Genomic DNA, 25402 nt, shown 5'->3' on the forward strand with positions numbered 1-25402 from the left:
AGGGGACGGATCGGCCTATGGACAGTGCAGTTGCGGAGCATCAGGAACCGAAGCCGGAAGCGTCCTCCGCCGTCCCTCCACTTGCAGAATTGCTGCAGAGCCCCGAGCGCTTCATCAACCGGGAATTTTCCTGGCTGCAGTTCAATCGCCGCGTTCTCGAGGAGACGCTGAACACAGAGCATCCGCTGCTTGAGCGTGTCCGCTTCCTGTCGATCTCGGCTGCCAACCTCGACGAATTCTTCATGGTGCGCGTCGCCGGCCTTGAGGCCCAGGTGCGCCAGAACATCGCCGTACGCACGCCCGACGGCAAGACGCCGGCCGAGCAGCTCGATGCGATCCTGCAGGAGATCGATAATCTGCAGATGGAGCAGCAGGCATCGCTTGCAGTTCTCCAGCAGTATCTCGCCCGCGAGGACATCCTGATCGTCCGCCCGGGCGCGCTTAGCGACACCGACCGTCAGTGGCTGGCGACCGAATTCGAGCAGGCGATCTTCCCGGTCCTGACGCCGCTGTCGATCGACCCCGCCCATCCGTTCCCGTTCATCCCGAACCTCGGCTTCTCGATCGGCCTGCAGCTCGCCAGCAAGCATGGCCGCGAGCCGATGACGGCGCTGTTGCGCCTGCCGCCGGCGCTCGACCGTTTCGTGCGCCTGCCCGATGATGGCAACACGATCCGCTACATCACGCTCGAGGACGTCGCCAACATCTTCATCCACCGGCTCTACCCGGGCTATGAGGTGCAGGGTTCGGGTACGTTCCGCATCATCCGCGACAGCGATATCGAAGTCGAAGAAGAAGCCGAAGATCTCGTGCGCTTCTTCGAAACGGCGCTGAAGCGCCGCCGCCGCGGCAAGGTGATCCGCATCGAGACCGATTCCGAAATGCCGGCCTCGCTGCGCCATTTCGTCGTCCAGGCGCTCAGCGTTCCCGAAAACCGTATCGCCGTTCTGCCGGGCCTGCTGGCGCTGAACACGCTGTCGGAGATCACCAAGGCGCCGCGCGACGATCTTCGGTTTCCGCCCTACAATGCCCGATTTCCCGAACGTGTCCGCGAGCATGCCGGCGACTGCTTCGCCGCCATCCGCGAGAAGGACATGGTGGTTCACCACCCCTACGAGTCCTTCGACGTGGTGGTCCAGTTCCTTCTCCAGGCTGCGCGCGATCCTGACGTTCTGGCGATAAAGCAGACGCTTTACCGCACCTCCAACGACAGCCCGATCGTCCGTGCGCTGATCGATGCGGCCGAATCCGGCAAGTCGGTGACGGCGCTGGTCGAGCTCAAGGCGCGTTTCGACGAAGAGGCGAACATCCGCTGGGCGCGCGACCTAGAGCGCGCCGGCGTGCAGGTCGTCTTCGGCTTCATCGAACTGAAGACCCATTCGAAGATGTCGCTGGTGGTTCGCCGCGAGGAGGGCAAGCTACGCAGCTACTGCCATCTCGGCACCGGCAACTATCACCCGATCACCGCGAAGATCTACACCGACCTGTCTTTCTTCACCTGCAATCCCGTGATCGCCCATGACATGGCGAATATCTTCAACTTCATCACCGGCTATGGCGAGCCGGAAGAAAGCATGAAGCTGGCGGTCTCGCCCTATACGCTGCGCTCGCGCATCCTGCGTCACATCGACGAAGAGATCATGCATGCAAAGAACGGCGCTCCGGCGGCGATCTGGATGAAGATGAACGCGCTTGTCGACCCCGAGATCATCGACGCGCTCTATACGGCAAGCCATGCCGGCGTGGAGATCGATCTGGTCGTTCGCGGCATCTGCTGCCTGCGTCCGCAGGTCCCCGGCCTGTCGGAGAATATCCGCGTCAAGTCGATCGTCGGCCGCTTCCTCGAACACAGCCGCATCTTCTGCTTCGGCAACGGTTATGGCCTGCCGTCGGACAAGGCGCTCGTCTATATCGGATCGGCCGACATGATGCCGCGCAACCTCGACCGCCGTGTCGAGACGCTGGTGCCGCTGACCAATCCGACGGTCAAGGAGCAGGTTTTGTCCCAGATCATGCTGGGCAATATCATTGACAATCAGCAAAGCTACGAGATATTGCCCGACGGAACGTCCAGGCGCATGGAGGTGCGCAAGGGCGAGGAGCCGTTCAACGCGCAGCAGTATTTCATGACCAACCCCAGCCTTTCCGGCCGCGGTGAAGCCCTGAAATCCAGTGCGCCCAAGCTGATTGCCGGTCTGCTTTCCGGCCGGACCAAGAGATAACTGGACCTGCATGGTTGAATCAGAAGCCCAGGGGCGCCTGCCAGGGATTGCCCCGGTCTCCGTCGTCGATATCGGGTCGAACTCGATCCGCGTGGTCATCTATGAAGGTATGTCGCGCTCGCCTGCGATCCTTTTCAACGAAAAGGTTCTGTGTGGCCTCGGCAAAGGCATCGCGCTGACCGGCAAGATGGACGAGGACAGCGTCAACCGGGCGCTGACAGCTCTCCACCGTTTCAAAGCCCTGTCCGATCAGGCCCGCGCCGCGACCATGTATGTGCTCGCGACCGCTGCCGCACGCGAAGCCTCCAACGGCCCGGATTTCATCCACAAGGCCGAGACTATCCTGAAGCGCAAGGTGCGCGTGCTCTCGGGCGAGGAAGAAGCAAAGTTCTCTGCCCTCGGCATCGTCAGCGGCTTCTTCCATCCGGATGGTATCGCCGGCGACCTCGGCGGCGGCTCGCTGGAGCTCATCGATATCAGGGAGCGCGAGATCGGCACCGGCATCACGCTGCCGCTCGGCGGCCTGCGCCTGTCAGAATATGCCGGCGGCTCGCTCGACAAGGCCCGTAGCTTTGCCCGCAAGCATGTGCGCAGCGCCACGAAGATCCTGGGGAAGGGCACCGGCCGGACCTTCTATGCCGTCGGCGGCACCTGGCGAAACATCGCCAAGCTGCACATGGAGATGACCCAGTATCCGCTGCACATGATGCAGGGCTACGAAGTCACGCTCGACAGCATGATGCAGTTTCTCGATCAGGTGGAAGTCGCAAGAGACAGTAAGGACCCGGCCTTCCAGGCGGTCTCCAAGCATCGCCGCGCGCTGCTTCCCTTTGGCGCCGTCGCCATGAAGGAAGTGTTGAGCGCCATGAAGCCCTCGATCATTTCCTTCTCGGCGCAGGGCGTTCGCGAAGGCTATCTCTATTCGCTGCTGTCGGAAGGCGAACGCCGCGCCGATCCGTTGCTGGCCGCGGCCGGTGAGCTGGCGATCCTGCGTGCCCGTTCGCCCGAGCATGCGCGCGAACTGGCCGAATGGACCGGCCGGATGATGCCCTGCTTCGGCATCACCGAGACCGAAGAAGAATCCCGCTACCGCCAGGCTGCCTGCCTGCTCGCCGATATCAGCTGGCGCGCGCATCCTGATTATCGCGGCCTGCAGGCGCTGAACCTGATTGCCCACTCGTCCTTCGTCGGCATCAGCCACCCGGGCCGCGCCTTCATCGCGCTGACCAATTACTACCGCTTCGAGGGGCTGCATGACGACGGCTCGACGGCGCCGCTGGCGACCATCGCCGGCCCGCAATTCGTCGACCGCGCCAAGTTGCTGGGTGGCATGCTGCGCGTCGTCTACCTGTTCTCGGCATCGATGCCGGGCCTGGTGAAGAACCTGCATTTCCGCAAGTCGGCGCAGCCCGATATCGACATCGAGCTCGTCGTGCCGCACGAATACCACGACTTCACCGGCGAACGCCTCGACGGCCGCCTGCAGCAGCTTGCGAAGCTCACCAACAAGCGCCTCGCCTTCGTTTTCGAATAAGTCTCAGGGAATGCGGTCTTCCGGCCGCATTCCCGTTTGTCTCAGTTAGGCGGCGGCGTTCTGCGGGAACAGCGCCTTGCGCGTTTCCTCGTCGAGCGTGTGCTTGAACGTATGCTCCTGCTTCAGCAGCAGGGCGCGCTGGACGGCAGGCCGCTCCGCCATCGTCTGCATGAAGCGGGCGACGTTGGGATAGTCGTCCAAGCCTTTTTCGCCGAACACATAGCCGGCAGATGTCGCCCAGCCCCACAGCGCCATGTCGGCAATGCTGTATTCGGCTCCTGCCAGCCAGGCGGATGCGCCGAGGCGCTGCTCGAGCACCCGGTAGTGACGCTCCAGCTCCTTCACGTAGCGGTTCTTCGCATAGGGGATATCCTCCGGCGCATAGTGCAGGAAGTGGATCGCCTGTCCCGAGAACGGCGAGAGGCCGGTCGCCACCAGCTGCAGCCAGGACAGCATCGCCGCCTTCTCGACGGCACCGGCGGGAATGAAGCGCCCATGCTTCCCGGCGAGATAGAGCAGGATGGCGTGGGAATCGAAGACCGTCACGCCGTCATCGCTGAGGGCAGGGACCTTGCCATTGGGATTGATCTTCAGAAACTCGGGCGCGTGCTGCTCGCCCTTGAAGATATCGATCGGGTGAACCTTGAAGGCGAGGTCGAGTTCGTGCAGCAGCACCGCCACTTTCATCGAGTTCGGTGTCGCGTGAAAATAGAAATCAAGCATCGGCTATATCCTTTGTCGCGGCCTTCGCGAGGGGAAGGCGTGCCGCGACCATGCCGGTGCAAGAGAACCTTGACCAATCGATCCTGTGGATCGCACCTAGCGCGCCGGTCGATATCTCCGCCCGTTGCCGCGTTCAGCTCTTGGCTGGCCGTGAGGCGCTCATCACCATCTTCCTGAGCCAGCTATGCGCAGGATCGGCGCGCATGCGCGGGTGCCAGAACAGATTGATGCTGAACGGCGAGAGCGCCACCGGCGGCTCGAACAGATCGAGCGTATCGGTGAAGCGCCGCAGGAAGCGAAGCGGCAATGTGCAGATGCAGTCGGTGCTCGCCAGCACCAGCGGCGCCATCGCATAGCTCTGCACCGATACGGACACCCGCCGCTCGCGGCCGGTCTCGGCCAGCGCATTGTCGATCATGCCGGTGAAATGCCCGCCGCTGGTGGAGATCAACAGGTGGTCGAGGGCACAGAATTCGTCGAGCGTCAGCTCCCGCATTCCCCTGGGGTGGCCGCGCCTCTGGGCGGTCATGAACTTCTCTTCGAAGAGCGTGCGCGATATCAGCTCATTCGATCCGTCTTCCGCCGCGCCGACGAAGAGATCGATTTCGCCCTGTTCCAGCAGCCCGGCGATCTTCGATTTGTCGGGCAGGGTGAAGGCGATCCTGACCTCGGGCGCATGCGCCTTGATCAGCGGAATGAGATCGGGCGCCAGGATGGCGGCGGGATTATCGGTCGCGGCGATCCGGAAAACCCGCTTGCTCGTCGCCGGATCGAAGAGATGGGCGGTGTTGACGAAATCCTCGAAGCGCTCCAGCAGCCGGGTGAGTTCCGGCTGAAGGGCGACGGCATGAGGCGTCGGCGTCATTCCGCGGCCGGAGACGGAGGGGATGAACAGCGGATCGTTGAGCAGATGCCGGAGCCGGTTCAGGCGGGCGGAAAGCGCGGACTGGCTGATGTTCAGCCGCGCCGCCGCCCGCGTGACATTCGGCTCCTTCAGAAGCGTGTCGAATGTCATCAGCAGGCTGGCGTCGAAATCGGAAATTCGCTGGCTCAACGGCGCTTTCCCCTATCTGGAGCTGAACTCATTACATGAGCCCGCCACTTGGTCATAGCGCTGTCTCGGCAACAGCGGCCTTGCGCAGCCGCTGCGACAGGAAGTCGATGCACAGCCGGACCTTCGCCGCCGCCAAGCGGCTGTGAGGGAAGACGACGTGGATCGGCGCTGCCGCGAGCCTCGCCTCCGGCAGCACGATTTCGAGTTTGCCGCTATCGATATCGTCGCGCACATCCCAGATCGATTTCAGCACCAGCCCGGCGCCGGCTAGTGCCCAGCGATGCGCGAGCTCGCCATTGTTCGTCGTCAGCTTGGACCGGACATTGGCGCTGCGCCCGTCGGCAAAGACCCAGTGCGTGTTGGGCGGCTCGCCGAAGGCGATCACGTCATGGCCGGGCAGGTCGTCGATCGCCGTGGGCCGCCCGCGGCGGTCGAGATAGGTGGGGGAGGCGCAGATGACGCGGCGGTTCGGGGCGATCTGCCGGGCGATCAGGCTGGAATCCGAAAGCGCCCCGAAGCGCACGGCAAGGTCGTAGCCTTCCTCGACGATATTGACGACGCCGTCATCGGTATCGAGATGCACCAGAAGCTCCGGATGCGCCTCCTGGAATTCCTGTAGGATCGGCGCCAGCCAGCGGCAGCCGAAGGCAAAGGTCGACGTGACCTTGAGAAGCCCGCTTGCCGTATCCCGTCCGCTCGACGCTTCCGTCTCGGCATCCTCGATCTCGGCGAGGATCTGCACGCAGCGTTCGTAGAAGCGCGCCCCTTCCTCCGTCAGCGCCAGCGAGCGCGTCGTCCGGTTGACCAGCCGCACGCCGAGCCTCTCCTCAAGCCGAGACAGCTTGCGGCTGACGACGGTCAGCGAGAAGTTCAGTTCGCGTGCCGCCGCGGAGAGGCTTCCCGCCTGCACGACGCGCACGAAGACCAGCATGTCGAGAAAATTGTCGCTCATATTCTTGCTAATATCGCAAGAGACAGTCGACGACAATCTCCGTTCCGGCAAGAGAGGCGCCGGACTATTGTCGCCTCATCGAAACGGCGGCACGGTTGCCGCAAAGAGGAGAGCAGCAGATGACATCCCTTGCAAATCAACGCGTTCTCGTGGTCGGCGGCAGTTCCGGTATCGGTCTGGCCGTTGCAGAGCAGGCGGCAGCCGCCGGTGCCGCAGTCACGATCGCATCCCGCTCGGCAGACAAGCTTGCCGAAGCCGCCAGCCGGATCGGGCAGGGCGTGCGCACCGCCGCCATCGACACCGCCGATGAGGCTGGGATCGACGCCTTCTTCACGGCAAACGAAGCATGGGACCACATCGTCATCTCCGCGGCGCAGACGCCCTCCGGCCCGGTGCGCAAGCTTTCGCTCGACGACGCCAAGCGCGCCATGGAGAGCAAGTTCTGGGGCGCCTATCGCATCGCCCGGGCAGCAAAGCTTGCCGAACGCGGCTCGCTGACCTTCATTTCCGGCTTCCTGAGCGAGCGCCCCTCGGCATCTTCTGTGCTCCAGGGCGCCATCAATGCGGCGCTGGAATCGCTGGCTCGGGGCCTCGCGCTCGAACTCTCCCCGGCGCGTGTCAACACCGTCTCGCCAGGTCTGATCGATACGCCGCTCTGGTCGAAGATGGACGAGATGAACCGCAACGCGATGTTCGAGCGTGTCGCGGGCTCATTGCCGGCAAAGACGGTGGGCAAGCCTTCCGATATCGCCAATGCCGTCTTGTTCCTGATGACGACGCCTTTCGCAACCGGCTCGACCGTCCGCGTCGATGGCGGTGGCGTGATCGGGTGATGCCATGCTCATCGATCACGTTACGCTACGCACTGCCGATCTGGAGGCGACCAGGCGTTTTCTCGAAGACCTGCTCGGCCTGACCACGGGAAGCCGACCCGATTTCGGCTTCCCCGGCTACTGGCTCTATAGCGGCGGCGAACCTGTCGTTCACCTGATCCCCGGCGGCGCCGCCGCCGTTGGCCGCAATGCGGAGACGATCGACCATGTCGGCTTCCGGCTGGAAGGCTATGACGCCTATCGCCGGAAGCTCGACACCGCAGCCATACCCTATTCCACCATGGATCTGCCGGATCTCGGCGAGCGCCGGCTCTTCGTCCGCACGCCGGGCGGCATCCTCCTTGAGCTCGTCTTCCGCGAAGGCGAAGCGGTCAACTGAATGGAGCAGGGCTTGCCGCAGCCTGCGGCCGGGTGTACATCATCCCGGTCGCGAAAAGCGGCTGCTTCCCTTGATCCGCCATCGGCGTGAGTAAACAGGTGGACGAATTGTCGTCCAGGCGGCCGAGTACAAGTCAGCCATGCCCGCTATGCGCATGGTTCGGCCAGCGTTTCCCAAACCTGTAATGCCTGACCTCGTCAGGCCCCAATCGCAAGCTCCCGGCGTGCGCGCCGCGCGTTTGCGTCGATAGGATCGCGCCATGAACAAACCGCTTGTTATCATACTCACTGCCATTGTCCTCGATGCCGTCGGCATTGGCCTCATCTTCCCCATTCTCCCCTCGCTGCTGCAGGAGGTCACCCATGCCGATAAGGTGGCCCAGTATATCGGCATCATGACCGCGCTTTATGCCGCCATGCAGTTCGTCTTTGCGCCCGTTCTCGGCGCGCTCAGCGACCGGCTCGGCCGCCGCCCCGTTCTGCTGATCTCGCTTGGCGGCGCGGCCATCAACTATCTGGTGCTCGCCTTCGCGCCCAATCTCTGGCTGCTGCTGATCGGCCGTGCCATTGCCGGGCTGACCAGCGCCAATGTTTCCGTCGCCACCGCCTACGTGACCGATATCTCGCCGCCCGAGATGCGCGCCAGACGCTTCGGCCTGCTGAACGCCATGTTCGGCATCGGTTTCATCATCGGCCCCGTCCTTGGCGGCGCGCTCGGGGACTATTGGCTGCGGCTGCCCTTCATCGCCGCGGCAGTGCTGAACGCTGCCAATCTCCTGCTGGCATTCGCCGTGCTGCCGGAAACGCGCAAGCCGAGCCGCGAGAGGATCGATCTTGCCGCGCTCAATCCGTTGCGGCCGCTGCGCTGGATCTTCTCGATGAAGAGCCTGTTGCCGGTGATCCTGATCTTCTTTGTCTTCAGCGGCACCGGCGAAGCCTACGGCACCTGCTGGGCGCTATGGGGCAGCGATGCCTTCCACTGGAACGGCCTCTGGATCGGGCTTTCGCTCGGCACCTTCGGCATCTGCCAGACCTTGTCGCAGGCTTTCCTGCCGGGGCCTGCCGTCAAACTGCTCGGCGAGCGCACGGCCATCCTCACCGGCGTCGGCGCCGTCTGCATCGCGCTTGCCATCATGGCCTTTGCGACCGAGGGCTGGATGATCTTTGCGATCATGCCGCTCTTTGCCCTCGGCGGCATCGGCGTTCCCGCGCTGCAGTCACTGGCGACCCGCCAGGTCGGCGAAGACCAGCAGGGCCAGTTCCAGGGCGTGCTCGCCTCGGTCGTCAGCCTTGCCTCGATCATCGCGCCGCTCGGCTTTTCGAGCTTCTATTTCGTGGTGCGCGATGCCTGGCCGGGCGCCATCTGGCTCTCGGTTGTCGCGCTCTATGCGATCGGCATTCCGCTGGTTCTCGGCCTGAAGCTCGCCAAGCGCGAGCCGATGCCCGCCTGACACGCCCGGCAGAAGGCGGACAGAGAGCCCGCCTTCTGCTAGGCTCCTTCACTGAAACGGAAGGAGGACACCGTTGGAGAAGCCGAAACTACTGGCGGGCGGCAACCCGCAGATACCGAAGGGGGAGGGCGACGCTCCGGTCCAGGCCAATATCGACGCCGTCCCAGGCTGGAAGCAGGAGGTCTGCCGCAATATCGATCGGCTGGTGCAGCAAGCCCTTCCCGGCGTGCGCAAGGCGGTCAAATGGAATTCGCCGCTTTATGGGGCAGGCGAGAAGACCTGGTTTCTGGGCCTCCACTGCTTCGAGAGATACGTGAAGGTCTCGTTCTTCCAGGGCGCCTTGCTCGATCCCATCCCGCCCGGACAATCGAAACAGGCCGAGGTCCGCTATCTCGATATCCGCGAGACAGACGCGATGGATGAGGTGCAGTTTGCCGCATGGATCAGGCAGGCGGCGGCATTGCCGGGCGTCAAGATGTGACGCCGCGCGATCACCGCCGCAGACCGCTTTTCCGCGTCCCGTCGTAGAAGCCCGGCGGCTTCTTGCGCACCCAGGCGACGAATTTCCGGATGGCAGGATGTTCCAGCAGCTGCGGGATCGTCGGATAGGACTTTTCCAGCTCCGCTTCTGAGAACAGCGCGTGGATTTGCCGGTGGCAGATGCGGTGCAGCACCTGCGTCTCGCGCCCGCCACGGCTCTTCGGCACCAGATGATGCTCGTCACGCTGATCTTCCGGCACGACGCGCCCGCAGAGCGGACAGACCGCCGGCGCCGGGGCCTCGTACCAGGACTTCACCTCGCGATCGCGCTTCCTTGCCATGAGGATACCCTTGAACCGGCGGGCAAAGTATCGCTGGGGAGGGGCTCTGTCATCACATAGATCGTGTGGAGATGCGGGTTCGATGCCGCTCGTTATCTGCATCCTAAGCCACAGTGTGTTGCCATTCAGCAATCGCTGACGCGCCCTCCGTCGCGCTTCTGATGCGCCAGACGCGCAAAGCGCTCGCGGCGGCGAGCTGAGCGGTGATATCACTTTGAAATCTGGTGCGATTTCGCAGGCTTCGTATCGCAAATCCGTATTGCTGCCACGGCCAATCGACATTGCCATCGGGAAGCTCCGGTCGCGTCTTTCCGAGATTGCGGAGAGGCCGTGCAAACAGGCGCCAGGCTCTTAGCCATTCAGGAGGATCTAGCCACATGACGCCGTCGGCGTATTTGATGGCTTGAGGCAGCAGGCTTGGGCCGCCTTCCAGAATCCAGCTGCGGCCCTGAATGACATCTGAAAGCGCTGCCGCGATTTCGGATTGCGGGCGGCGTTTCCACTCGCTGGTAAGTTTAATGGCATCATAGGAAATGAGGGGAATGTCAGGACGTGCCGCCGCCAGCCCTCTGGCAAAGTGGGTCTTGCCGGTCCCATTTGCACCGGTGACGATCAGCCTCTGCAACTTCATTGTCTTGACCAAGCAAAGAGCAATTTTCGCGGGATGTCCGCGCATCACTACGCGATTCCGGCGGCAGCGCAATGATATCGCCCAATACAAAAAGAAGCGCCCGGCCATGGCCGGACGCTCCCCGTTTTGCGAACCGGATCCGGCGCTTACTTGGCGTTCAGGAAGTCGCCGACTTCGAGCAGGCTGAACTCGTTGTTGTCGGCCTTATCGACGGCGCGGCCGGCCGAGAAGGGCAGGTTGTTGTCGTTACCGATGATGATATGTGTGGCATCGACGCGATCGACATTCTCGATCGTCACGAACGGCATGTCGTAGACGCCATCCTTGCTGCCGGCCTTCTTCTTGTTGTCGGGGTCCTTGATGTTGAGCAGGTCGATGTAGCCGATCTTGCGGACGGCCTTGCCTGCGTTGGCATCGTTGAACTCGATCTTGTAGACGCGCTTCAGCTCGGCCGGAGCCTCGAAGCAATCCGGCTTCGGCTGCTTCGGATCGGCGCAGGCCTTGTCCTTCGTGCCGGCGCCGTTGTCGCGTTCGATGACGAGCGCGGTCGTTTCGTCCAGCATGTTGAAGTCGCCGATCGAGGCGCCCTTGTCTTCGAACGGGTAGAACCAGCTACGGCCGGTCCACTTCTTCGAGGCGACGTCGAACTCGATGACGCGGATCGCCGTGTGGCCGTCAACCGTCTCCATCTTGCCGTCGTCCTGATAGAGCGCGCCTTCGAGCAGGCCGTAAAGCTTGCTGCCGTCCTTCGACATGGCGAGACCTTCGAAACCGCCGGAGCGCTTCAGGTTGAAGACCGGGTTCTTGCCGACCGGCGTGCCCGGCAGCTGGATCAGCGCGTTGTCGGGCGAGATGACCGGCTTGCCGTCGACGGTCGTCGGAATGACGTCGGTGAGCTGACCCTTGGTGTCGAACTTCAGGAGGTAAGGACCGAACTCGTCGCCGAGCCAGAAACCGTCGGCGACCGGCTGCACGGATTCGATGTCGAAATCGGCGCCGGTCAGGTACCGCTTGTCCGAGCCTTCCATCACGATCGGGAAGGGGGCGATCTTGTTCGGGTCGGAGAGGAACAGGTTCTCGACGACGTCAGCCTTGTTCGTCGCCCAGTCGAACTTCATCCGGTGCAGGAAGAGCATCGAGTCCGACGAGGTGAACTTTGAGCCGAAGCCGTTGTCCGAGAGGGTCCAGAAGGTGCCGTCGGGCATCGTCTTGATGCCGGAGAAGCCCTGGATCGGCTGGCCGTCGAACGGCAGCTTGATATCGGTCACGCGTGCGCCGTCCTTGCCCGGCACGGTGCCGAGCGCCTCGGTGCGCTTGCGGTCCGGCGTGGTGAACTTGCCGGAATGCTTGAGAAATTCAGGGGCATCGGCAGGAGCCGGTGTCATCGTGTTGGCAGGCAGGATCGCCTGTCCAGCAAGAGTGGCGGTAAATTCCTGCTGGTCGGCCGAAGCGGACGTCGCAATCAAAATAAACAAGGAAACGGAAGCGAAAAGAGCTTTTTTCATGGAGACCCCCAAAAAATGAAGTGGCGGTCCCGATTAGCAGCCGATCTATGTCGCCGAATTGACGGTTGAGTGAAGCTTTGGTGACTGTGCAGAAGCTGGAATGGCCTGGGCGAGCGCCATGACGCCAAGCCCCTGGCCGCGGCCCTTCAGCGCGTGCATGCCGAGATCCTCGGCATTGACGAAGTCGGGCAGCGTCATCCGGTTGGCGAGCTCGCTGGAAATGAGGATCGGCCGGTTCAGCGTCTTGCAGAGCGATTCAAGCCGCGAGGTCGTATTCACCGTGTCGCCGAAATAGGTGATCTTGTGGTGATCGACGCCGATTTCCGCAGTGATGACGAAACCGCCGTGGAGCGCTGCGCGCAGCCGCGGCACCTGCCCATACTGCTTCAGCCAGCTTGGCGCCTCTTTCTCGATCGCGTTCAGGATATCGAAGACGCAGCGCACGCAGCGGCCATTCTTCATGCCGCGGGCAAGCGGCCAGGTGATGATGGCGGAATCGCCGACGTAATCGTCGATCGTGCCCCTGTTGCGGCGCACCGGTTCGGCAAAGGCGGCAAACAGCGAATTCAACATCTGCTGGGCGCGCAGATCGCCATGCTTCTCGGCGAAGGGCGTGGAATCGACGAGATCGACGAACAGGAAGATGCGCTCCTCGCTGACCGGATTGCGGTAGCGGCTGGTCAGCATCGCCAGGAACACGTCTCGCCCAAGCAACTCGCGCACCCGCACGACGAAGATGATCGCCGCGCAGACGACGAGCGCATACATGAAGACGTTGAACGGCAGGATGGTGGCCTCGATCCACGAGGTCGGCTGGATGGCGCCAACGGCGCGCAGGAGAACGCCGGCAACGGCAAAGCCGGCGCTCATCAGCACTTCGTAGATGAAAAGCTGCGCCAGGAAATAGGTGAATGTCGGCAGCTTCTGGATGCGCCGCGACAGCCCGCGCAGGATCGCCTTGCGCTCGAAGGCGAGGATCGGCATGCCGATGAACAGGGCAAAGGTGGCGCCGATGAACGGCCGGCTGTCGCCGTAAAACAGGACGTCGTAGAGCACGCCGCTGCCAGCCATGACCAGCGTCAAAAGCAGCCAGTTCTGGACTGGAGAAATTTCTCGCATGCGCCATCGCCTTGATTTGCCTGATAGTGTCCGGCCATGTAGGCGTCGGTCAAGGCATTTCGAAGGCAGGTAAATTAGAGAAGGACGGTATCGACCTTCCGGCCTGCAAAGCGCAGCGCGATTTCGCCCTTGATGAGCTGCAGGGCAGGCTCGCCGAAGAGCTCCCGGCGCCAGCCATGCAGCGCCGAAACCTCGGCCTTCTCGCCTTCGGCGGCGATCTTGTCGAGATCCTCGCTATTGGCGATGACCTTCGGCGCGACGCCATGCTTTTCGGAGATCAGCTTCAGCAGAACCTTGAGCAGCTCGACAGCGGCAGCGGCCCCCTCGGGCGCCTGGGTGTGGCGCGGCACATGCGGCATGTCGGCCTTCGGCAGCGCCAGCGCTTCGTTGACGGCTTCAAGGACGGCCGCGCCGGAGGAGGAGCGCTCCCAGCCCTTCGGGATGGTGCGAAGGCGGCCAAGCGCCTCGGTATCCTTCGGCTGCTGCTGGGCGATCTCATAGATCGCATCGTCCTTCAGCACACGCGAGCGCGGCACGTTGCGGGCACGCGCCTCGCGCTCGCGCCAGGCGGCGACATATTTCAGGATCGCCAGTTCCTGCGGCTTGCGCAGGCGCATCTTCAGGCGCTGCCAGGCATCGTCAGGGTGGAGATCATAGGTTTCGCGCGCTTCGAGGATGTCCATTTCCTCGGAAAGCCAGGAGGAACGTCCTTCGCGGGCGAGCTCGTCCTTGAGATAGAGATAGACATCGCGCAGATGCGTGACGTCGGCCAGCGCATAATCGAGCTGCTTTTCGGAGAGCGGCCGACGGCTCCAGTCGGTGAAGCGCGACGACTTGTCGATCTGCACGCCCTTGGTGCGGCTGACCAGCTGGTCGTAGGAGACGCTGTCGCCGAAGCCGCAGACCATGGCGGCGACCTGCGTGTCAAAGATCGGATGCGGGATCAGCCCGCCACGGTTGAAGATGATTTCGATATCCTGCCGCGCGGCGTGAAAAACCTTGAGGACGGCGGTGTTCGCCATCAACTCGAAGAATGGCGTCAGATCGATGCCCTTCGCCAACGGATCGACGATGACTTCTGTCGTCGGGCTTGCCATCTGGATCAGGCAAAGCTCCGGCCAGAAGGTCGTTTCACGCAGAAACTCGGTGTCGATCGTGATGAAGTCAGACTTGGCCAGCTCTTTGCACGCGGCCGCCAAATCGGCGGTGGTTTCGATCATATCAATTCATTCACAAGGAAAAAGGTCGGTTAACCTTCCTTCTCCTTTCGAAGAGATATGTCAATACGTTGAACCGGTGCGTGTTGAGCAGAAGTGTCTATTCGCCGGGATGAAGGCGATGCTTGATACGATTGCTGCGCTCGTTCGCGAGCACGGCAATCCAGCCTCCGGCAGCGACGATGGCCGGCAGAATGATGAAAGCAAAGATTTCGATGCCGTTCATGATGGCAAACCTTTGAGTGCGCGTCTTCCGGCCAAATGTAATGCAACCGCCGCCAAAAGCCAACAGAATGCGCCGATCACGAAGGTTATGGTCGATGCGAGCGTGCCTGTCGCCGAGTATAGGGCGGCCGCAATCGGAGCGAACACGCCAACTGTGAGACAGGAGGTTGAGGCTCTATCTATTGCGTTCGCCAGGTATTTTGTTCGCTCGATTTCACGCAACGCCGATCCTCCCCTGCGTTGCATGCTATGGTTGCGAAAAAGACTGAAAAGGTCAATCGCCTCAGGCAACCCTGACGTAGCTCGTCATCCCCGTCTTCTGATGCTCGATGATATGGCAATGCAGCAGCCAGTCGCCGGGATTATCGGCGACGAAGGCGAGCTGGACCTTTTCGTCGGGCTGGATCAGGTAGGTGTCGGAGATCACGGGCATGACCTCGCGTGTCGAGGACGAGATCACCTTGAAACTCATGCCGTGCAGATGGATCGGGTGCAGGTGAGGGGTGACGTTCTCAAGCTGGAAGATGTAGCTCTTGCCCTGCTTGAGTTCGGCAAGCGGCGCCGTCGGATCGGCCGTGTCGCCCGGCCACGGTACCTTGTTGATCGCCCAGAAGCTGTAGCCCAGCGTGCCGCAGATGCTGTCGACGGGCGCATTCTCGGCGGTGGCGCTCAGTACCAGCGGGATTTTCTCCGCCGAGGAAAGATCGGCCTCCGGCACCGGATTGGCGGCGAGTGCTGCGAGATCGGCGACGTCGCGCTTCAGCGACTGGCCGGTGGCGCGCAGCTTCGCGAGCGTCTTCGGCGTCGTGCCGCGGATGTCTTCGAGCGTCGCGACCGCGCCTTCGCTGTCGGGCATGCGCACGGCGAGGTCCAGACGCTGGCCGGGGCCGAGCTGCAGCAGATCGAGCGGAAAGCGCTTCGGCACTGGGTTACCGTCGATGGCGATGACGGTGGCCGCGCCGCCTTCCATCTTCAAGGAATAGATGCGGGTGACATCGGTGATCGCAATGCGCAGCCGCACCAGCCCGCCGGCCGGGGCGTCATATTGCGGCTCCTGGTGCCAGTTGGCGGTGCGCACCGTGCCGTAGGTGCCGGTTTTCGCCGCATCGCGCGGCCGGAAGGGGGCGATGAACTGCCCGTCGCCGCCAAGCCGCCAGTCGCGCAGATTGAGCACCACTTCCGCATCGAAGAGAGGATCGGTCGCGTCCTCGACGACGATGACGCCGGTCATGCCGTGACCCATCTGCGTCAGCGTGTTGCAATGCGGGTGATACCAGAAGGTGCCGGCATCCGGCGGCGTGAAATTATAGTCGAAGCTGTCATTGGTGTAGACGTAGGGCTGCGTCATGAACGGCACGCCGTCCATCTTGTTGTCGATCCGCAGCCCGTGCCAGTGGATCGTCGTCGGTTCGTCGAGAGTGTTGGTCAGCCGCGCCGCATAGGGCTTGCCGCGCTGCATGCGCAATACCGGCGGCACGCCCTGGTCGCCCCACGTCATGATGTCCCTGGTCGAGCCGAACTCCGTCAGTACGGCCTCGGTCTTGACCGCCTTCAACAGCTGCGGCTCGGGTGCCGCTTCCGCAAAACCGAACTTCCCGGCAACACCGATCCCGACACCGTAAGCACCGGCGACGGCTGAGGCTTTGAGCAGATTTCGGCGGGTGAGGAGGGGCATGCGAGGCTCCGGCAGCTGATAGGTGCCATCTTTAAAGTTGACTGGCGGTTTCATCAATAAGCAAATGGCGGCCAAACTGCCGCAGTGGCGGCCGTAATAAACCGCCGTGAAACCGGCCCGCTCTCGCGCCAAGTCTTGACAAATCAGACCGTCCATGCGCTTGTCCGCCCGATTTTCTTGTCGGCGCTTGAGGGTGGAAATTTGCCCTTGCAGCCGTCTCAGCAGACATCGGGAATAGAGATTATGCATCGCTACCGCAGCCACACCTGTGCCGCCCTCCGCAAGTCGGACGTCGGCTCGACCGTCCGGATTTCCGGTTGGGTTCACCGCGTTCGTGACCATGGCGGCGTTCTCTTCATCGACCTTCGCGACCATTACGGCATCACTCAGGTCGTCGCCGATCCGGATTCTCCGGCCTTCAAGACCGCCGAAGCCGTTCGCGGCGAGTGGGTCATCCGTATCGATGGTCTCGTCAAGGCCCGTACGGAAGACACCGTCAACAAGAACATGGCGACCGGCGAGATCGAACTCTACGCCCAGGAAATCGAAGTTCTGGCCGCCGCCAAGGAGCTGCCGCTGCCGATCTTCGGCGAGCCCGATTATCCCGAAGACGTTCGCCTCAAGTACCGCTTCCTCGACCTGCGCCGCGAGACGCTGCACAAGAACATCGTCAAGCGCACGCAGATCATCTCGGATATCCGCAACCGCATGGCCTCGGCCGGCTTCGGCGAATACACGACGCCGATCCTGACGGCATCCTCGCCGGAAGGCGCGCGCGACTTCCTCGTCCCCAGCCGTATCCATCCCGGCACCTTCTTCGCGCTGCCGCAGGCGCCGCAGCAGTACAAGCAGCTGCTGATGGTTGCCGGTTTCGACCGCTACTTCCAGATCGCGCCGTGCTTCCGCGATGAAGATCCGCGTGCCGACCGCCTGCCGGGCGAATTCTACCAGCTCGACGTCGAAATGAGCTTCGTCACCCAGGAAGATGTCTGGGATACGATGGCCCCGATCATCACCAACGTCTTCGAGCAGTTTGCCGAAGGCAAGCCGGTCACCAAGGAATGGCCGCGCATCCCCTATGACGTTGCGATCCGCAAGTACGGCTCCGACAAGCCCGACCTGCGCAACCCGATCGAGATGCAGGCCGTCACCGAACATTTCGATGGCTCCGGCTTCAAGGTCTTCGCCGGCATGATCGCCGCAAACCCGAAGGTCGAAGTCTGGGCGATCCCGGCCAAGACCGGCGGTAGCCGCGCATTCTGCGACCGCATGAACGCCTGGGCGCAGTCTCTCGGTCAGCCCGGACTCGGCTACATCTTCTGGAAGGAAGAGGACGGCAAGGTCGCCGGTTCCGGCCCGCTCGCCAAGAATATCGGCGAAGAGCGCACCGAGGCGCTCCGCGTTCAGCTCGGTCTTGAAGCAGGCGACGCAGCCTTCTTCGTCGCCGGCGAACCGGCGAAGTTCTACAAGTTCGCAGGCGAAGCCCGCACCAAGGCCGGTGAAGACCTGAACCTTGTCGATCGCGACCGGTTCGAGCTGTGCTGGATCATCGACTTCCCGTTCTACGAATGGAGCGAGGAAGACAAGAAGGTCGACTTCGCGCACAACCCCTTCTCGATGCCGCAGGGCGGTCTCGAGGCGCTGCAGACCCAGGAACCGCTGTCGCTCAAAGCCTACCAGTACGACGCCGTCTGCAACGGCTTCGAAATCGCCTCGGGCTCGATCCGTAACCAGTCGCCGGAAGCCATGGTCAAGGCCTTCGAACTGGTCGGCCTCAGCCAGGCGGATGTCGAAGAGCGCTTCGGCGGCATGTACCGCGCCTTCCAGTACGGCGCGCCTCCGCACGGCGGTTGCGCATTCGGCATCGACCGCATCGTCATGCTGCTGCTCGGCGCCAAGAACCTGCGCGAAATCACGCTGTTCCCGATGAACCAGCAGGCGCAGGACCTCCTGATGAACGCGCCGTCGCCGGCAACGCCGAAGCAGCTCATGGAACTGTCGCTGCGCGTCATGCCGCAGCCGAAGAAGGACTGATCGATTTCAGAGAGGCCCGCCCAACGGCGGGCCTCTTGCCTTCAGCAAGTATCGACGCCGGCCGCAGCTTGCGGCCGGCGTTTTTCGTGGCTATAGCTTGCCTATTCGCCCCGGACCCGGTGAAACTCCGGGTGGCTCTTCTGGCCGCCGATCCGCCAGACAACGCACAACATCTTCCAATATGTTGAACCGGACTTGCGTCCGGTCGCGCTGAACCTTGTGAACAATCCGACATGAACAAACTCTCCGCTTACAAGCGCGAATGGTTTTCGAACATTCGTGGTGACATTCTTTCCGGCATCGTCGTGGCGCTCGCCCTGATCCCGGAGGCCATCGGCTTTTCGGTCATTGCCGGCGTCGATCCGAAGATCGGGCTTTTCGCCTCGGTTGCCATTGCCTGCGTCTCCGCCATCGCCGGCGGCCGGCCGGGCATGATCTCGGCGGCAACTGCCGCGACAGCGGTGCTGATGGGCTCGCTGGTGCGCGAGCATGGCCTGCAATATCTCTTCGCTGCCACGATCCTGATGGGCATCCTGCAGATGATTGCCGGCATGCTGAAGCTCGGGCGTCTCATGCGCTTCGTGTCGCGCTCCGTGATGACCGGCTTCGTGAACTCGCTGGCGATCCTGATCTTCATGGCGCAGCTGCCGGAGCTGATCGGCATGCCGCAGACGACCTATGTGATGATCGCCGCGGCCCTGCTGATCATTTACCTCTTCCCCTATGTCACCAAGGTCATCCCGTCGCCGCTGGTGGCGATCGCGGTGCTGACGGCGGCAACGGTCGGGCTGGGGCTCGATGTCCGCACGGTCAGCGATCTCGGCGAGTTGCCGACCAGCCTGCCTGTCTTTACCGTTCCGCAGGTGCCGCTGACATTCGAGACGCTGCAGATCATCTTCCCGTACTCGATTGGCCTCGCCGCGGTCGGTCTGCTGGAATCGCTGCTGACGGCGCAGATCGTCGATGACCTCACGGATACCCAGAGCAACAAGAACACCGAATGCTACGGGCAGGGGGCTGCAAACATCGCGTCGGCCCTGATCGGCGGCATGGGTGGTTGCGCGATGATCGGCCAGTCCGGCATCAATATCGCCTCCGGCGGCCGCGGCCGTCTGTCGACCTTTGTGGCCGGTGCCTTCCTTCTGATCCTGCTTCTGGTGCTCGACGATATCCTGCGCGTCGTGCCGATGGCGGCGCTGGTGGCGATCATGATCATGGTGTCGATCGGCACCTTCTCCTGGCGCTCGATCCTCGACATCCGCCGCAACCCGCCATCGTCGTCGCTGGTCATGCTGGCAACGGTCGTCACCGTCGTTGCGACCCATGATCTGTCGAAGGGCGTGCTGGTCGGCGTTCTCCTGTCGGGTGTGTTCTTCGCCGGCAAGGTCGCCAAGCTGTTCCATGTCCGCTCGTCGCTGGATGCGGAAGCCGGTATCCGGACCTATCTTGTCGATGGCCAGGTCTTCTTCGCCTCGGCGGAAAGCTTCTCCGCTGCCTTCGACTTCGAGGAGCAGGTGACGTCAGTCGTCATCGACGTCACCGACGCGCATTTCTGGGACATCACCGCCGTCGGCGCGCTCGACAAGGTGGTCCTGAAATATCGCCGCCGCGGTATAGGTGTCGATGTCCGCGGCCTGAACGAGGCGAGCGCCAACATGCTCGAACGCTTTGCCCTGCATGACAAGGGTGATGCAGCACTGGTCTCCACCGGCTCGCACTGACAAACAAAAAAGCCCGGCATCGCTGCCGGGCTTTTCGTTTCAGCGAGGCTGAACCTTACTGGTTTGCCGTGATCTTCACGCCGAGAACGTTCGGCAGCGTGTTCGGTGCGCCCATGGCAGCGCCCATGATCGTCGGGAACGGCACGGCCTGCGCCGGTGCAGCCGAGACAGCGAAGTTCTTCGGGTCGTCGAGATAGGTGTTGACGGCAGCCGAGATCGCGTTCTGCAGCTCGGGAACGTTGAGCTGTGCGACGGCGAGCGGCGCCATTGCCTTCAGCGCATCGCCCATCTGCTTGCCGGTCATGTTTTGCTTCGAACCGGCATATTCAAGCGCGCGCTTGGTGATCGAGGCGTCGTCGAAGCGGACTTCGGCGCTGTTGAACGAAAGCTGCTGCAGCAGGCCGAGCATTGCGAGGCCGAGAGCCTGCTGTGCTTCTTCCTTGTTCGGGTTGGCTTCCGAAGCCTTGGCGGCTTCCTGCAGCGACTTCATGAAGGCAGGCGTGTAGCCGGAGATCTTGAAGGCGAGGTTTAGGCGGCCGACATTGGTGACGTCGAAGGCGAATTCGGAAATGTCGATCGTGCCGGGGCCGAGATCCCAGGCGCCCTTCATGGTGATGTCGCCGTTGACATGTTCGAGCGCCAGCTTCTCGATCCCTTCCTTGTACTGCGGATCGGGAGCATCGGTCAGGTCGGCCTTCATGTTCTTGAAGGCGCCGTCGAAATCGAAGCCGGATTCGTCTTCGCGCAGCGTCAGGTTCATGTCGGTCTGGCCGAGCGAGAAGATGTCCTTGCCGTCCTTCGAAACCTTGAACGGGCCGGTATGGGCCGTCTCGTAGAGCAGCATGGAATCGACGCCGTCGCCGGTCGCATCGGCCGGGATCGAGATGCCGCCGAGTTTCATGTCGCTGGCGGAGATCGTCGTGCCTTCTTCGCTGACATTGATGTCGGGGAAGGCTGCTTCCTCGATGTAGTAGCCGCCGTCTTCGTCTTCCTCGACGCCGGTCATGGTGATGTCGCCGATCTTCAGCGCATCGCCGGCCGCAGGCTTGAAGCTTGCGTTCTTCAGCGTCACCGTCGTGTCGTCGACATCGACGCCGTCAGCGACGAGCGTGCCGCCCTGGGCGATATAGGCGGCGTTGAGCTTCTTCAGCAGATCCTGGCCATCAAGGGCGAATGCGCTGGTGGCGAGCGACAGGAATGCTGCGCCGGAAAGCATAAGCCGGGTGGTCCGGTAAAAGGTCATGACGAAATCCTCTAGTGGCGGTTAAGGCTAGTCTATTGCGAAGTCGACGCGCGTTATATTGATGCGAACTCTAAATTTTAGTTGATAGGCAAAGAAAACGAAGTCCAAATGACGTGCCGATGCTTGATGGCCACATGATGTCATTCTGGTACGTCATCCACAGGCGCAAGCCTCCCGATTCCTTGCCGTGGAGAGCCTTCTAGGCTAGTCAAGGCCTATGGGACAAGAGATTTTGCCGCCCTCTGGCGGAGACGATGACAGCATCCTTCCGGTCGACCTTAAGGCCGCGCTCGAAGAGCGTTACTTGGCATATGCACTGTCGACCATCATGCACCGCGCCCTTCCTGACGTGCGCGACGGCCTGAAGCCGGTCCACCGCCGCATCATCCACGCGATGAGCGAGATGGGCATCCGGCCGAACGCCGCCTTCAAGAAATGCGCCCGTATCGTCGGTGACGTCATCGGTAAATTCCACCCGCATGGCGACCAGTCTGTCTATGATGCGCTGGTGCGTCTGGCGCAGGATTTCTCGCAGCGTTATCCGCTGGTCGACGGGCAGGGGAACTTCGGCAATATCGACGGCGACAACGCCGCCGCCTATCGTTACACCGAAGCCCGCATGACCGAAGTCACTGCGCTGCTGCTCGACGGTATCGAGCAGGATGCCGTCGATTTCCGCCCGACCTATAACGAGGAAGACGAGGAGCCGGTGGTTCTGCCGGGCTCCTTCCCGAATCTTCTGGCGAACGGTTCTTCCGGCATCGCCGTCGGCATGGCGACCTCCATCCCGTCGCACAACGTCCACGAACTCTGCGATGCGGCCCTGCATCTCATCAAGCATCCGGACGCGACGGTCGAGACGCTGGTCGAATCCTTTATTCCCGGCCCGGATTTCCCGACCGGCGGTATCATCATCGACAGCCGCGCCAGCATCGTCGAGGCCTACAAGACCGGCCGCGGCGGCTTCCGCACCCGCGCCAAGTGGGAGACGGAAGACCTCGGCCGCGGCGGTTACCAGATCATCGTCACCGAAATTCCCTTCCAGGTGCAGAAATCGCGTCTGATCGAAAAGATTGCCGAGCTGCTGCTTGCCCGCAAGCTGCCGCTGCTCGAAGACGTGCGCGATGAATCCGCCGAGGACGTCCGCATCGTTCTGGTGCCGAAGAACCGCACCGTCGATCCGACGATCCTGATGGAATCGATGTTCAAGCTGACGGAGCTCGAAAGCCGCTTCCCGCTGAACATGAACGTTCTCTCCATGGGCCGCATTCCGCGCGTCATGGCGCTGAACGAGGTTCTCAAGGAATGGCTCGACCACCGCCGCGACGTGCTGCAGCGCCGCTCGCGCTTCCGCCTTGCCGCGATCGAGAGGCGTCTCGAAATTCTTGGCGGCCTGTTGATCGCCTACCTGAATATCGACGAAGTCATCCGCATCATCCGCGAGGAAGACGAGCCGAAGCCGGTGATGGTCGCCCGCTGGGATTTGACCGAAATCCAGGTCGAAGCCATCCTCAACATGCGCCTGCGCTCGCTGCGCAAGCTCGAGGAATTCGAAATCCGCAAGGAATTCGACGAACTCACCGCCGAAAAGGCCGGCATCGAGGCGCTGCTCGCTTCCGACGAGAAGCAGTGGCAAACCGTCGCCTGGGAAATCGGCGAAGTGAAGAAGAAGTTCGCGAAGGCGACCGAGCTCGGCCGCCGCCGCACCCAGTTTGCCGATGCGCCGGAAGCCGACGTAGAGGCGATCCAGCAGGCGATGATCGAAAAGGAACCGATCACCGTCGTGGTCTCCGAAAAGGGTTGGATCCGCGCGCTGAAGGGCCACATCTCCGACACGGCTTCGCTGACCTTCAAGGAAGGCGATGCGCTGAAGGTGGCATTCCCGGCCCAGACCACAGACAAGATCCTGATCGTCACCACCGGCGGCAAGGCCTTCACCCTCGGCGGCGACAAGCTGCCCGGCGGGCGCGGCCATGGCGAGCCGCTGCGCATCATGATCGATATGGACAACGATCAGGACGTGCTCACCGCCTTCGTCCACGATCCCCAGCGCAAGCAGCTGATCGTCTCGACCGCCGGCAACGGCTTCGTGGTGGCGGAAGGCGAGATGGCTGCCAATACCCGCAAGGGCAAGCAGATCATGAACGTCTCGATGCCGGATGAAACCAAGCTGATCGTTCCGGTCAGTGGCGATCACGTCGCCGTCGTCGGCGAGAACCGAAAGATGCTGGTATTCCCGCTGGCGCAGGTGCCGGAAATGGCCCGCGGCAAGGGCGTTCGCCTGCAGCGCTACAAGGATGGCGGGATCTCCGACGTCCGCTGCTTTGCGATCGATGCGGGCCTCTCATGGGAAGACAGCGCAGGCCGTATGTTCAACAAGAACAAGGACGAGCTGGCCGAATGGCTGGCCGACCGCGCAACGGCCGGACGCACCGTTCCGAAGGGTTTCCCGCGCAGCGGCAAGTTCGCCGGCTGACACCGGTAACAATTTGGCGATCCGCCCTTGGCGGGCGGCTCGCTTCCTCTATCTCAGTCCTGTCACCAAAAACTGGGAACGGCTCCATTCCGAAAGGCGGACGGAATGGCCCCGCAAGGCAATGCCTTGCGGTGTGCTCTGAGCCCAAAACACGGAGGAAAAAATCAATGTCTGCCGCCGAAAAGATCAAACTCACCGTTACGCATAGCTACAAGGCGCCGCCATCCGTCGTCTATGATGCCTGGCTGAATCCTGCGATCGCCAAGCGCTTCCTCTTCGCCACCGATGACGGCCATGTGATCCGCGCCGAGATCGACGCCCATGTCGGCGGCCGCTTCCTCGTCGTCGACCGCCGCCCGACCGGCGATGCCTGCCACAGCGGCATCTTCCTCGACCTCCACCGCCCGAAACGCATGGTCTTCAGCTTCTCCGTCGAAGATCACGACCACTGCACCGACCGCGTCCAGATCGACCTCGAACCGCTCGGCAGCGGCTGCCGCCTGACGCTGACGCACGAAATGTGCTCCGAATGGTCGGCTCACGAGGAAAAGACCCGCCAGGGCTGGGCGCATGTGATGGAAGGGTTGGAGCGGGAGGTCGACCAGGTCGATCGGCTAGCGAGCTAGCTTTTCGCCAAAGCTGGCGCGGCGTTGTCGTTATGCAGTGCCGCGCTGCTCACGCAGAGCAGGGGCCGCATTACTCCCCGCCGCTCTCTTCCAACACCGATGGATCGAAACGCTCCCATCCGCGTGGCGTCAGATGCTCCTGCGGCTGGTAGCGGGTCTTGTAGTCCATCTTTCGCGAACCCTGCACCCAGTAGCCGAGATAGACATGGGGGAGGCCGAGGGCCTTGGTGCGCTTGACGTGGTCGAGGATCATGAAGGTGCCGAGCGAGCGGCGGTCATATTCCGGATTGAAATAGGAATAGACCATGGAGAGGCCGTCGCTCATCGTATCGGTCAGCGCTGCCGCCACGAGTTCGCCGCGCGGCCGGGTTTCGAGGCCCAAGCCTTCCTCGCGCCGGCGGTATTCGATGATTCGGGTGTTGACGTGGGTGTCCTCGACCATGATCGCATAGTCGAGCACCGTCATGTCGGACATGCCGCCCTGCTGGTGGCGGTAGTCGAGATAGCTGCGGAACAGAGAATATTGCTCGCTCGAAGGCTGGGCCGGAAATTCGGTGGCGATCAGGTCGCTGTTATTGGCCAGCACCCGCTTCATCGATTTCGTCGGCTGGAATTCCTGCGCCAGGATGCGCACGGAAACGCAGGCGCGGCAGGCTTCGCAGGCGGGACGGTAGGCGATGTTCTGCGAGCGGCGGAAACCGCCCTGCGTCAGGATATCGTTCATTTCGGCGGCGCGGGGGCCGACGAGATGGGTAAAAACCTTGCGCTCCATCTCCTGCGGCAGATACGGGCATGCAGCCGGTGCCGTCAGATAAAACTGAGGGGATGGCGTGGACTGCGTATTCATCTGACGCGGATGGTTCCTTCGGTGACCGTCAATCTTGACAGCATGACTTAAGAATAAAAAACGTCAACAGCGCGGCCGGGTTCTCCGCGCTATCATTTTGTCGTAGCTTTTTGAT

General features: G+C 62.4%; 22 protein-coding genes and 1 other annotated feature. Of the genes, 10 read left to right on the top strand and 12 right to left on the bottom strand.

Annotated features, from left to right (window positions below; genetic code table 11):
* The first annotated feature begins 17 nt into the window (after positions 1 to 17).
* Both ABIE40_RS06575 and ppx read left to right on the top strand, forming a co-directional pair.
* On the top strand, positions 18 to 2222 hold the full coding sequence (locus tag ABIE40_RS06575; protein ID WP_112718788.1) for an RNA degradosome polyphosphate kinase: 2205 nt from the start codon (positions 18 to 20) through the stop codon (positions 2220 to 2222).
* Between the two features lie 10 nt (positions 2223 to 2232).
* Positions 2233 to 3756 (top strand): exopolyphosphatase, encoded by a 1524-nt coding sequence (gene ppx, locus ABIE40_RS06580; protein ID WP_130282748.1) that lies wholly within the window; start codon positions 2233 to 2235, stop codon positions 3754 to 3756.
* Between the two features lie 45 nt (positions 3757 to 3801).
* Here ppx and ABIE40_RS06585 read toward each other — a convergent pair whose 3' ends face one another.
* The 3 genes from ABIE40_RS06585 to ABIE40_RS06595 form a co-directional block, all read right to left on the bottom strand.
* A complete protein-coding gene (locus ABIE40_RS06585; protein ID WP_199628812.1) occupies positions 3802 to 4479 on the bottom strand; it encodes a glutathione S-transferase family protein in 678 nt (225 codons plus the stop codon).
* A 133-nt stretch (positions 4480 to 4612) separates the two neighbouring features.
* On the bottom strand, positions 4613 to 5533 hold the full coding sequence (locus ABIE40_RS06590) for a LysR family transcriptional regulator (protein WP_354540979.1): 921 nt from the start codon (positions 5531 to 5533) through the stop codon (positions 4613 to 4615).
* A gap of 52 nt (positions 5534 to 5585) precedes the next feature.
* The gene (locus ABIE40_RS06595; RefSeq protein WP_199628811.1) at positions 5586 to 6485 is read right to left on the bottom strand and encodes a LysR family transcriptional regulator; all 900 of its coding nucleotides are present in this window, start codon (positions 6483 to 6485) and stop codon (positions 5586 to 5588) included.
* A gap of 119 nt (positions 6486 to 6604) precedes the next feature.
* Between ABIE40_RS06595 and ABIE40_RS06600 the strand changes: the two genes are divergently transcribed.
* The 4 genes from ABIE40_RS06600 to ABIE40_RS06615 all read left to right on the top strand — a co-directional run bounded on the left by ABIE40_RS06600 (position 6605) and on the right by ABIE40_RS06615 (position 9628).
* Complete coding sequence (locus ABIE40_RS06600; RefSeq protein WP_112718784.1) at positions 6605 to 7318, top strand: SDR family oxidoreductase; 714 nt, start codon at positions 6605 to 6607, stop codon at positions 7316 to 7318.
* A gap of 4 nt (positions 7319 to 7322) precedes the next feature.
* Complete coding sequence (locus tag ABIE40_RS06605; RefSeq protein ID WP_199628810.1) at positions 7323 to 7697, top strand: VOC family protein; 375 nt, start codon at positions 7323 to 7325, stop codon at positions 7695 to 7697.
* Positions 7698 to 7956: 259 nt separating this feature from the next.
* Entirely contained in the window at positions 7957 to 9147 is a 1191-nt protein-coding gene (locus tag ABIE40_RS06610) for a TCR/Tet family MFS transporter (protein WP_199628809.1), read from the top strand.
* 73 nt (positions 9148 to 9220) lie between these two features.
* The gene (locus ABIE40_RS06615) at positions 9221 to 9628 is read left to right on the top strand and encodes a DUF1801 domain-containing protein (RefSeq protein ID WP_199628808.1); all 408 of its coding nucleotides are present in this window, start codon (positions 9221 to 9223) and stop codon (positions 9626 to 9628) included.
* 10 nt (positions 9629 to 9638) lie between these two features.
* On the opposite strand, the gene ABIE40_RS06620 is transcribed toward ABIE40_RS06615, so the two are convergent.
* From ABIE40_RS06620 to ABIE40_RS06650, 7 genes are all read right to left on the bottom strand, one after another.
* Entirely contained in the window at positions 9639 to 9968 is a 330-nt protein-coding gene (locus tag ABIE40_RS06620; RefSeq protein ID WP_112718780.1) for an HNH endonuclease, read from the bottom strand.
* A 103-nt stretch (positions 9969 to 10071) separates the two neighbouring features.
* Positions 10072 to 10707, bottom strand: coding sequence for a P-loop NTPase family protein (locus tag ABIE40_RS06625; RefSeq protein ID WP_354540980.1), 636 nt, complete (start codon positions 10705 to 10707; stop codon positions 10072 to 10074).
* A gap of 38 nt (positions 10708 to 10745) precedes the next feature.
* The gene (locus tag ABIE40_RS06630) at positions 10746 to 12104 is read right to left on the bottom strand and encodes an esterase-like activity of phytase family protein (RefSeq protein WP_199628807.1); all 1359 of its coding nucleotides are present in this window, start codon (positions 12102 to 12104) and stop codon (positions 10746 to 10748) included.
* 45 nt (positions 12105 to 12149) lie between these two features.
* A complete protein-coding gene (locus tag ABIE40_RS06635; RefSeq protein ID WP_112718778.1) occupies positions 12150 to 13223 on the bottom strand; it encodes an adenylate/guanylate cyclase domain-containing protein in 1074 nt (357 codons plus the stop codon).
* 74 nt (positions 13224 to 13297) lie between these two features.
* Positions 13298 to 14443: a ribonuclease D gene (gene rnd, locus ABIE40_RS06640; RefSeq protein ID WP_112718777.1), complete on the bottom strand. Its 1146-nt coding sequence runs from the start codon at positions 14441 to 14443 to the stop codon at positions 13298 to 13300.
* A 97-nt stretch (positions 14444 to 14540) separates the two neighbouring features.
* Positions 14541 to 14666: a hypothetical protein gene (locus tag ABIE40_RS06645; protein WP_354540981.1), complete on the bottom strand. Its 126-nt coding sequence runs from the start codon at positions 14664 to 14666 to the stop codon at positions 14541 to 14543.
* Between the two features lie 282 nt (positions 14667 to 14948).
* Positions 14949 to 16340: a multicopper oxidase family protein gene (locus ABIE40_RS06650; protein WP_199628806.1), complete on the bottom strand. Its 1392-nt coding sequence runs from the start codon at positions 16338 to 16340 to the stop codon at positions 14949 to 14951.
* A gap of 243 nt (positions 16341 to 16583) precedes the next feature.
* Between ABIE40_RS06650 and aspS the strand changes: the two genes are divergently transcribed.
* Complete coding sequence (gene aspS / locus ABIE40_RS06655; protein ID WP_130282730.1) at positions 16584 to 18374, top strand: aspartate--tRNA ligase; 1791 nt, start codon at positions 16584 to 16586, stop codon at positions 18372 to 18374.
* Between the two features lie 109 nt (positions 18375 to 18483).
* Positions 18484 to 18539: a sequence feature (sul1 is cis-regulatory element that is thought to sense ions involved in sulfur or methionine metabolism; They are found in Alphaproteobacteria), on the top strand.
* 68 nt (positions 18540 to 18607) lie between these two features.
* Complete coding sequence (locus tag ABIE40_RS06660) at positions 18608 to 20095, top strand: SulP family inorganic anion transporter (protein WP_199628805.1); 1488 nt, start codon at positions 18608 to 18610, stop codon at positions 20093 to 20095.
* A gap of 55 nt (positions 20096 to 20150) precedes the next feature.
* Here the strand turns inward: ABIE40_RS06660 and ABIE40_RS06665 are convergent, their stop codons facing one another.
* On the bottom strand, positions 20151 to 21338 hold the full coding sequence (locus ABIE40_RS06665) for an aq_1923 C-terminal domain (protein ID WP_199628804.1): 1188 nt from the start codon (positions 21336 to 21338) through the stop codon (positions 20151 to 20153).
* A 217-nt stretch (positions 21339 to 21555) separates the two neighbouring features.
* Between ABIE40_RS06665 and parC the strand changes: the two genes are divergently transcribed.
* Both parC and ABIE40_RS06675 read left to right on the top strand, forming a co-directional pair.
* Positions 21556 to 23814 (top strand): DNA topoisomerase IV subunit A, encoded by a 2259-nt coding sequence (parC, locus tag ABIE40_RS06670; RefSeq protein ID WP_199628803.1) that lies wholly within the window; start codon positions 21556 to 21558, stop codon positions 23812 to 23814.
* A 167-nt stretch (positions 23815 to 23981) separates the two neighbouring features.
* The gene (locus ABIE40_RS06675) at positions 23982 to 24440 is read left to right on the top strand and encodes an SRPBCC family protein (RefSeq protein ID WP_112718770.1); all 459 of its coding nucleotides are present in this window, start codon (positions 23982 to 23984) and stop codon (positions 24438 to 24440) included.
* Positions 24441 to 24510: 70 nt separating this feature from the next.
* Here ABIE40_RS06675 and ABIE40_RS06680 read toward each other — a convergent pair whose 3' ends face one another.
* Positions 24511 to 25287: an arginyltransferase gene (locus tag ABIE40_RS06680; RefSeq protein ID WP_199628802.1), complete on the bottom strand. Its 777-nt coding sequence runs from the start codon at positions 25285 to 25287 to the stop codon at positions 24511 to 24513.
* Positions 25288 to 25402: the final 115 nt, after the last annotated feature.

This window comes from Rhizobium sp. OAE497 (assembly GCF_040546565.1).
GTDB lineage: Bacteria > Pseudomonadota > Alphaproteobacteria > Rhizobiales > Rhizobiaceae > Rhizobium.

Coding starts and splice junctions, on each gene's coding strand:
- ABIE40_RS06575 (WP_112718788.1), top strand. CDS start 18: ATGGACAGTGCAGTTGCGGAGCATCAGGAACCGAAGCCGGAAGCGTCC.
- ppx (WP_130282748.1), top strand. CDS start 2,233: ATGGTTGAATCAGAAGCCCAGGGGCGCCTGCCAGGGATTGCCCCGGTC.
- ABIE40_RS06585 (WP_199628812.1), bottom strand. CDS start 4,479: ATGCTTGATTTCTATTTTCACGCGACACCGAACTCGATGAAAGTGGCG.
- ABIE40_RS06595 (WP_199628811.1), bottom strand. CDS start 6,485: ATGAGCGACAATTTTCTCGACATGCTGGTCTTCGTGCGCGTCGTGCAG.
- ABIE40_RS06600 (WP_112718784.1), top strand. CDS start 6,605: ATGACATCCCTTGCAAATCAACGCGTTCTCGTGGTCGGCGGCAGTTCC.
- ABIE40_RS06605 (WP_199628810.1), top strand. CDS start 7,323: ATGCTCATCGATCACGTTACGCTACGCACTGCCGATCTGGAGGCGACC.
- ABIE40_RS06610 (WP_199628809.1), top strand. CDS start 7,957: ATGAACAAACCGCTTGTTATCATACTCACTGCCATTGTCCTCGATGCC.
- ABIE40_RS06620 (WP_112718780.1), bottom strand. CDS start 9,968: ATGGCAAGGAAGCGCGATCGCGAGGTGAAGTCCTGGTACGAGGCCCCG.
- ABIE40_RS06625 (WP_354540980.1), bottom strand. CDS start 10,707: ATGGCCGGGCGCTTCTTTTTGTATTGGGCGATATCATTGCGCTGCCGC.
- ABIE40_RS06630 (WP_199628807.1), bottom strand. CDS start 12,104: ATGAAAAAAGCTCTTTTCGCTTCCGTTTCCTTGTTTATTTTGATTGCG.
- ABIE40_RS06635 (WP_112718778.1), bottom strand. CDS start 13,223: ATGCGAGAAATTTCTCCAGTCCAGAACTGGCTGCTTTTGACGCTGGTC.
- rnd (WP_112718777.1), bottom strand. CDS start 14,443: ATGATCGAAACCACCGCCGATTTGGCGGCCGCGTGCAAAGAGCTGGCC.
- ABIE40_RS06645 (WP_354540981.1), bottom strand. CDS start 14,666: ATGAACGGCATCGAAATCTTTGCTTTCATCATTCTGCCGGCCATCGTC.
- ABIE40_RS06650 (WP_199628806.1), bottom strand. CDS start 16,340: ATGCCCCTCCTCACCCGCCGAAATCTGCTCAAAGCCTCAGCCGTCGCC.
- aspS (WP_130282730.1), top strand. CDS start 16,584: ATGCATCGCTACCGCAGCCACACCTGTGCCGCCCTCCGCAAGTCGGAC.
- ABIE40_RS06660 (WP_199628805.1), top strand. CDS start 18,608: ATGAACAAACTCTCCGCTTACAAGCGCGAATGGTTTTCGAACATTCGT.
- ABIE40_RS06665 (WP_199628804.1), bottom strand. CDS start 21,338: ATGACCTTTTACCGGACCACCCGGCTTATGCTTTCCGGCGCAGCATTC.
- parC (WP_199628803.1), top strand. CDS start 21,556: ATGGGACAAGAGATTTTGCCGCCCTCTGGCGGAGACGATGACAGCATC.
- ABIE40_RS06675 (WP_112718770.1), top strand. CDS start 23,982: ATGTCTGCCGCCGAAAAGATCAAACTCACCGTTACGCATAGCTACAAG.
- ABIE40_RS06680 (WP_199628802.1), bottom strand. CDS start 25,287: ATGAATACGCAGTCCACGCCATCCCCTCAGTTTTATCTGACGGCACCG.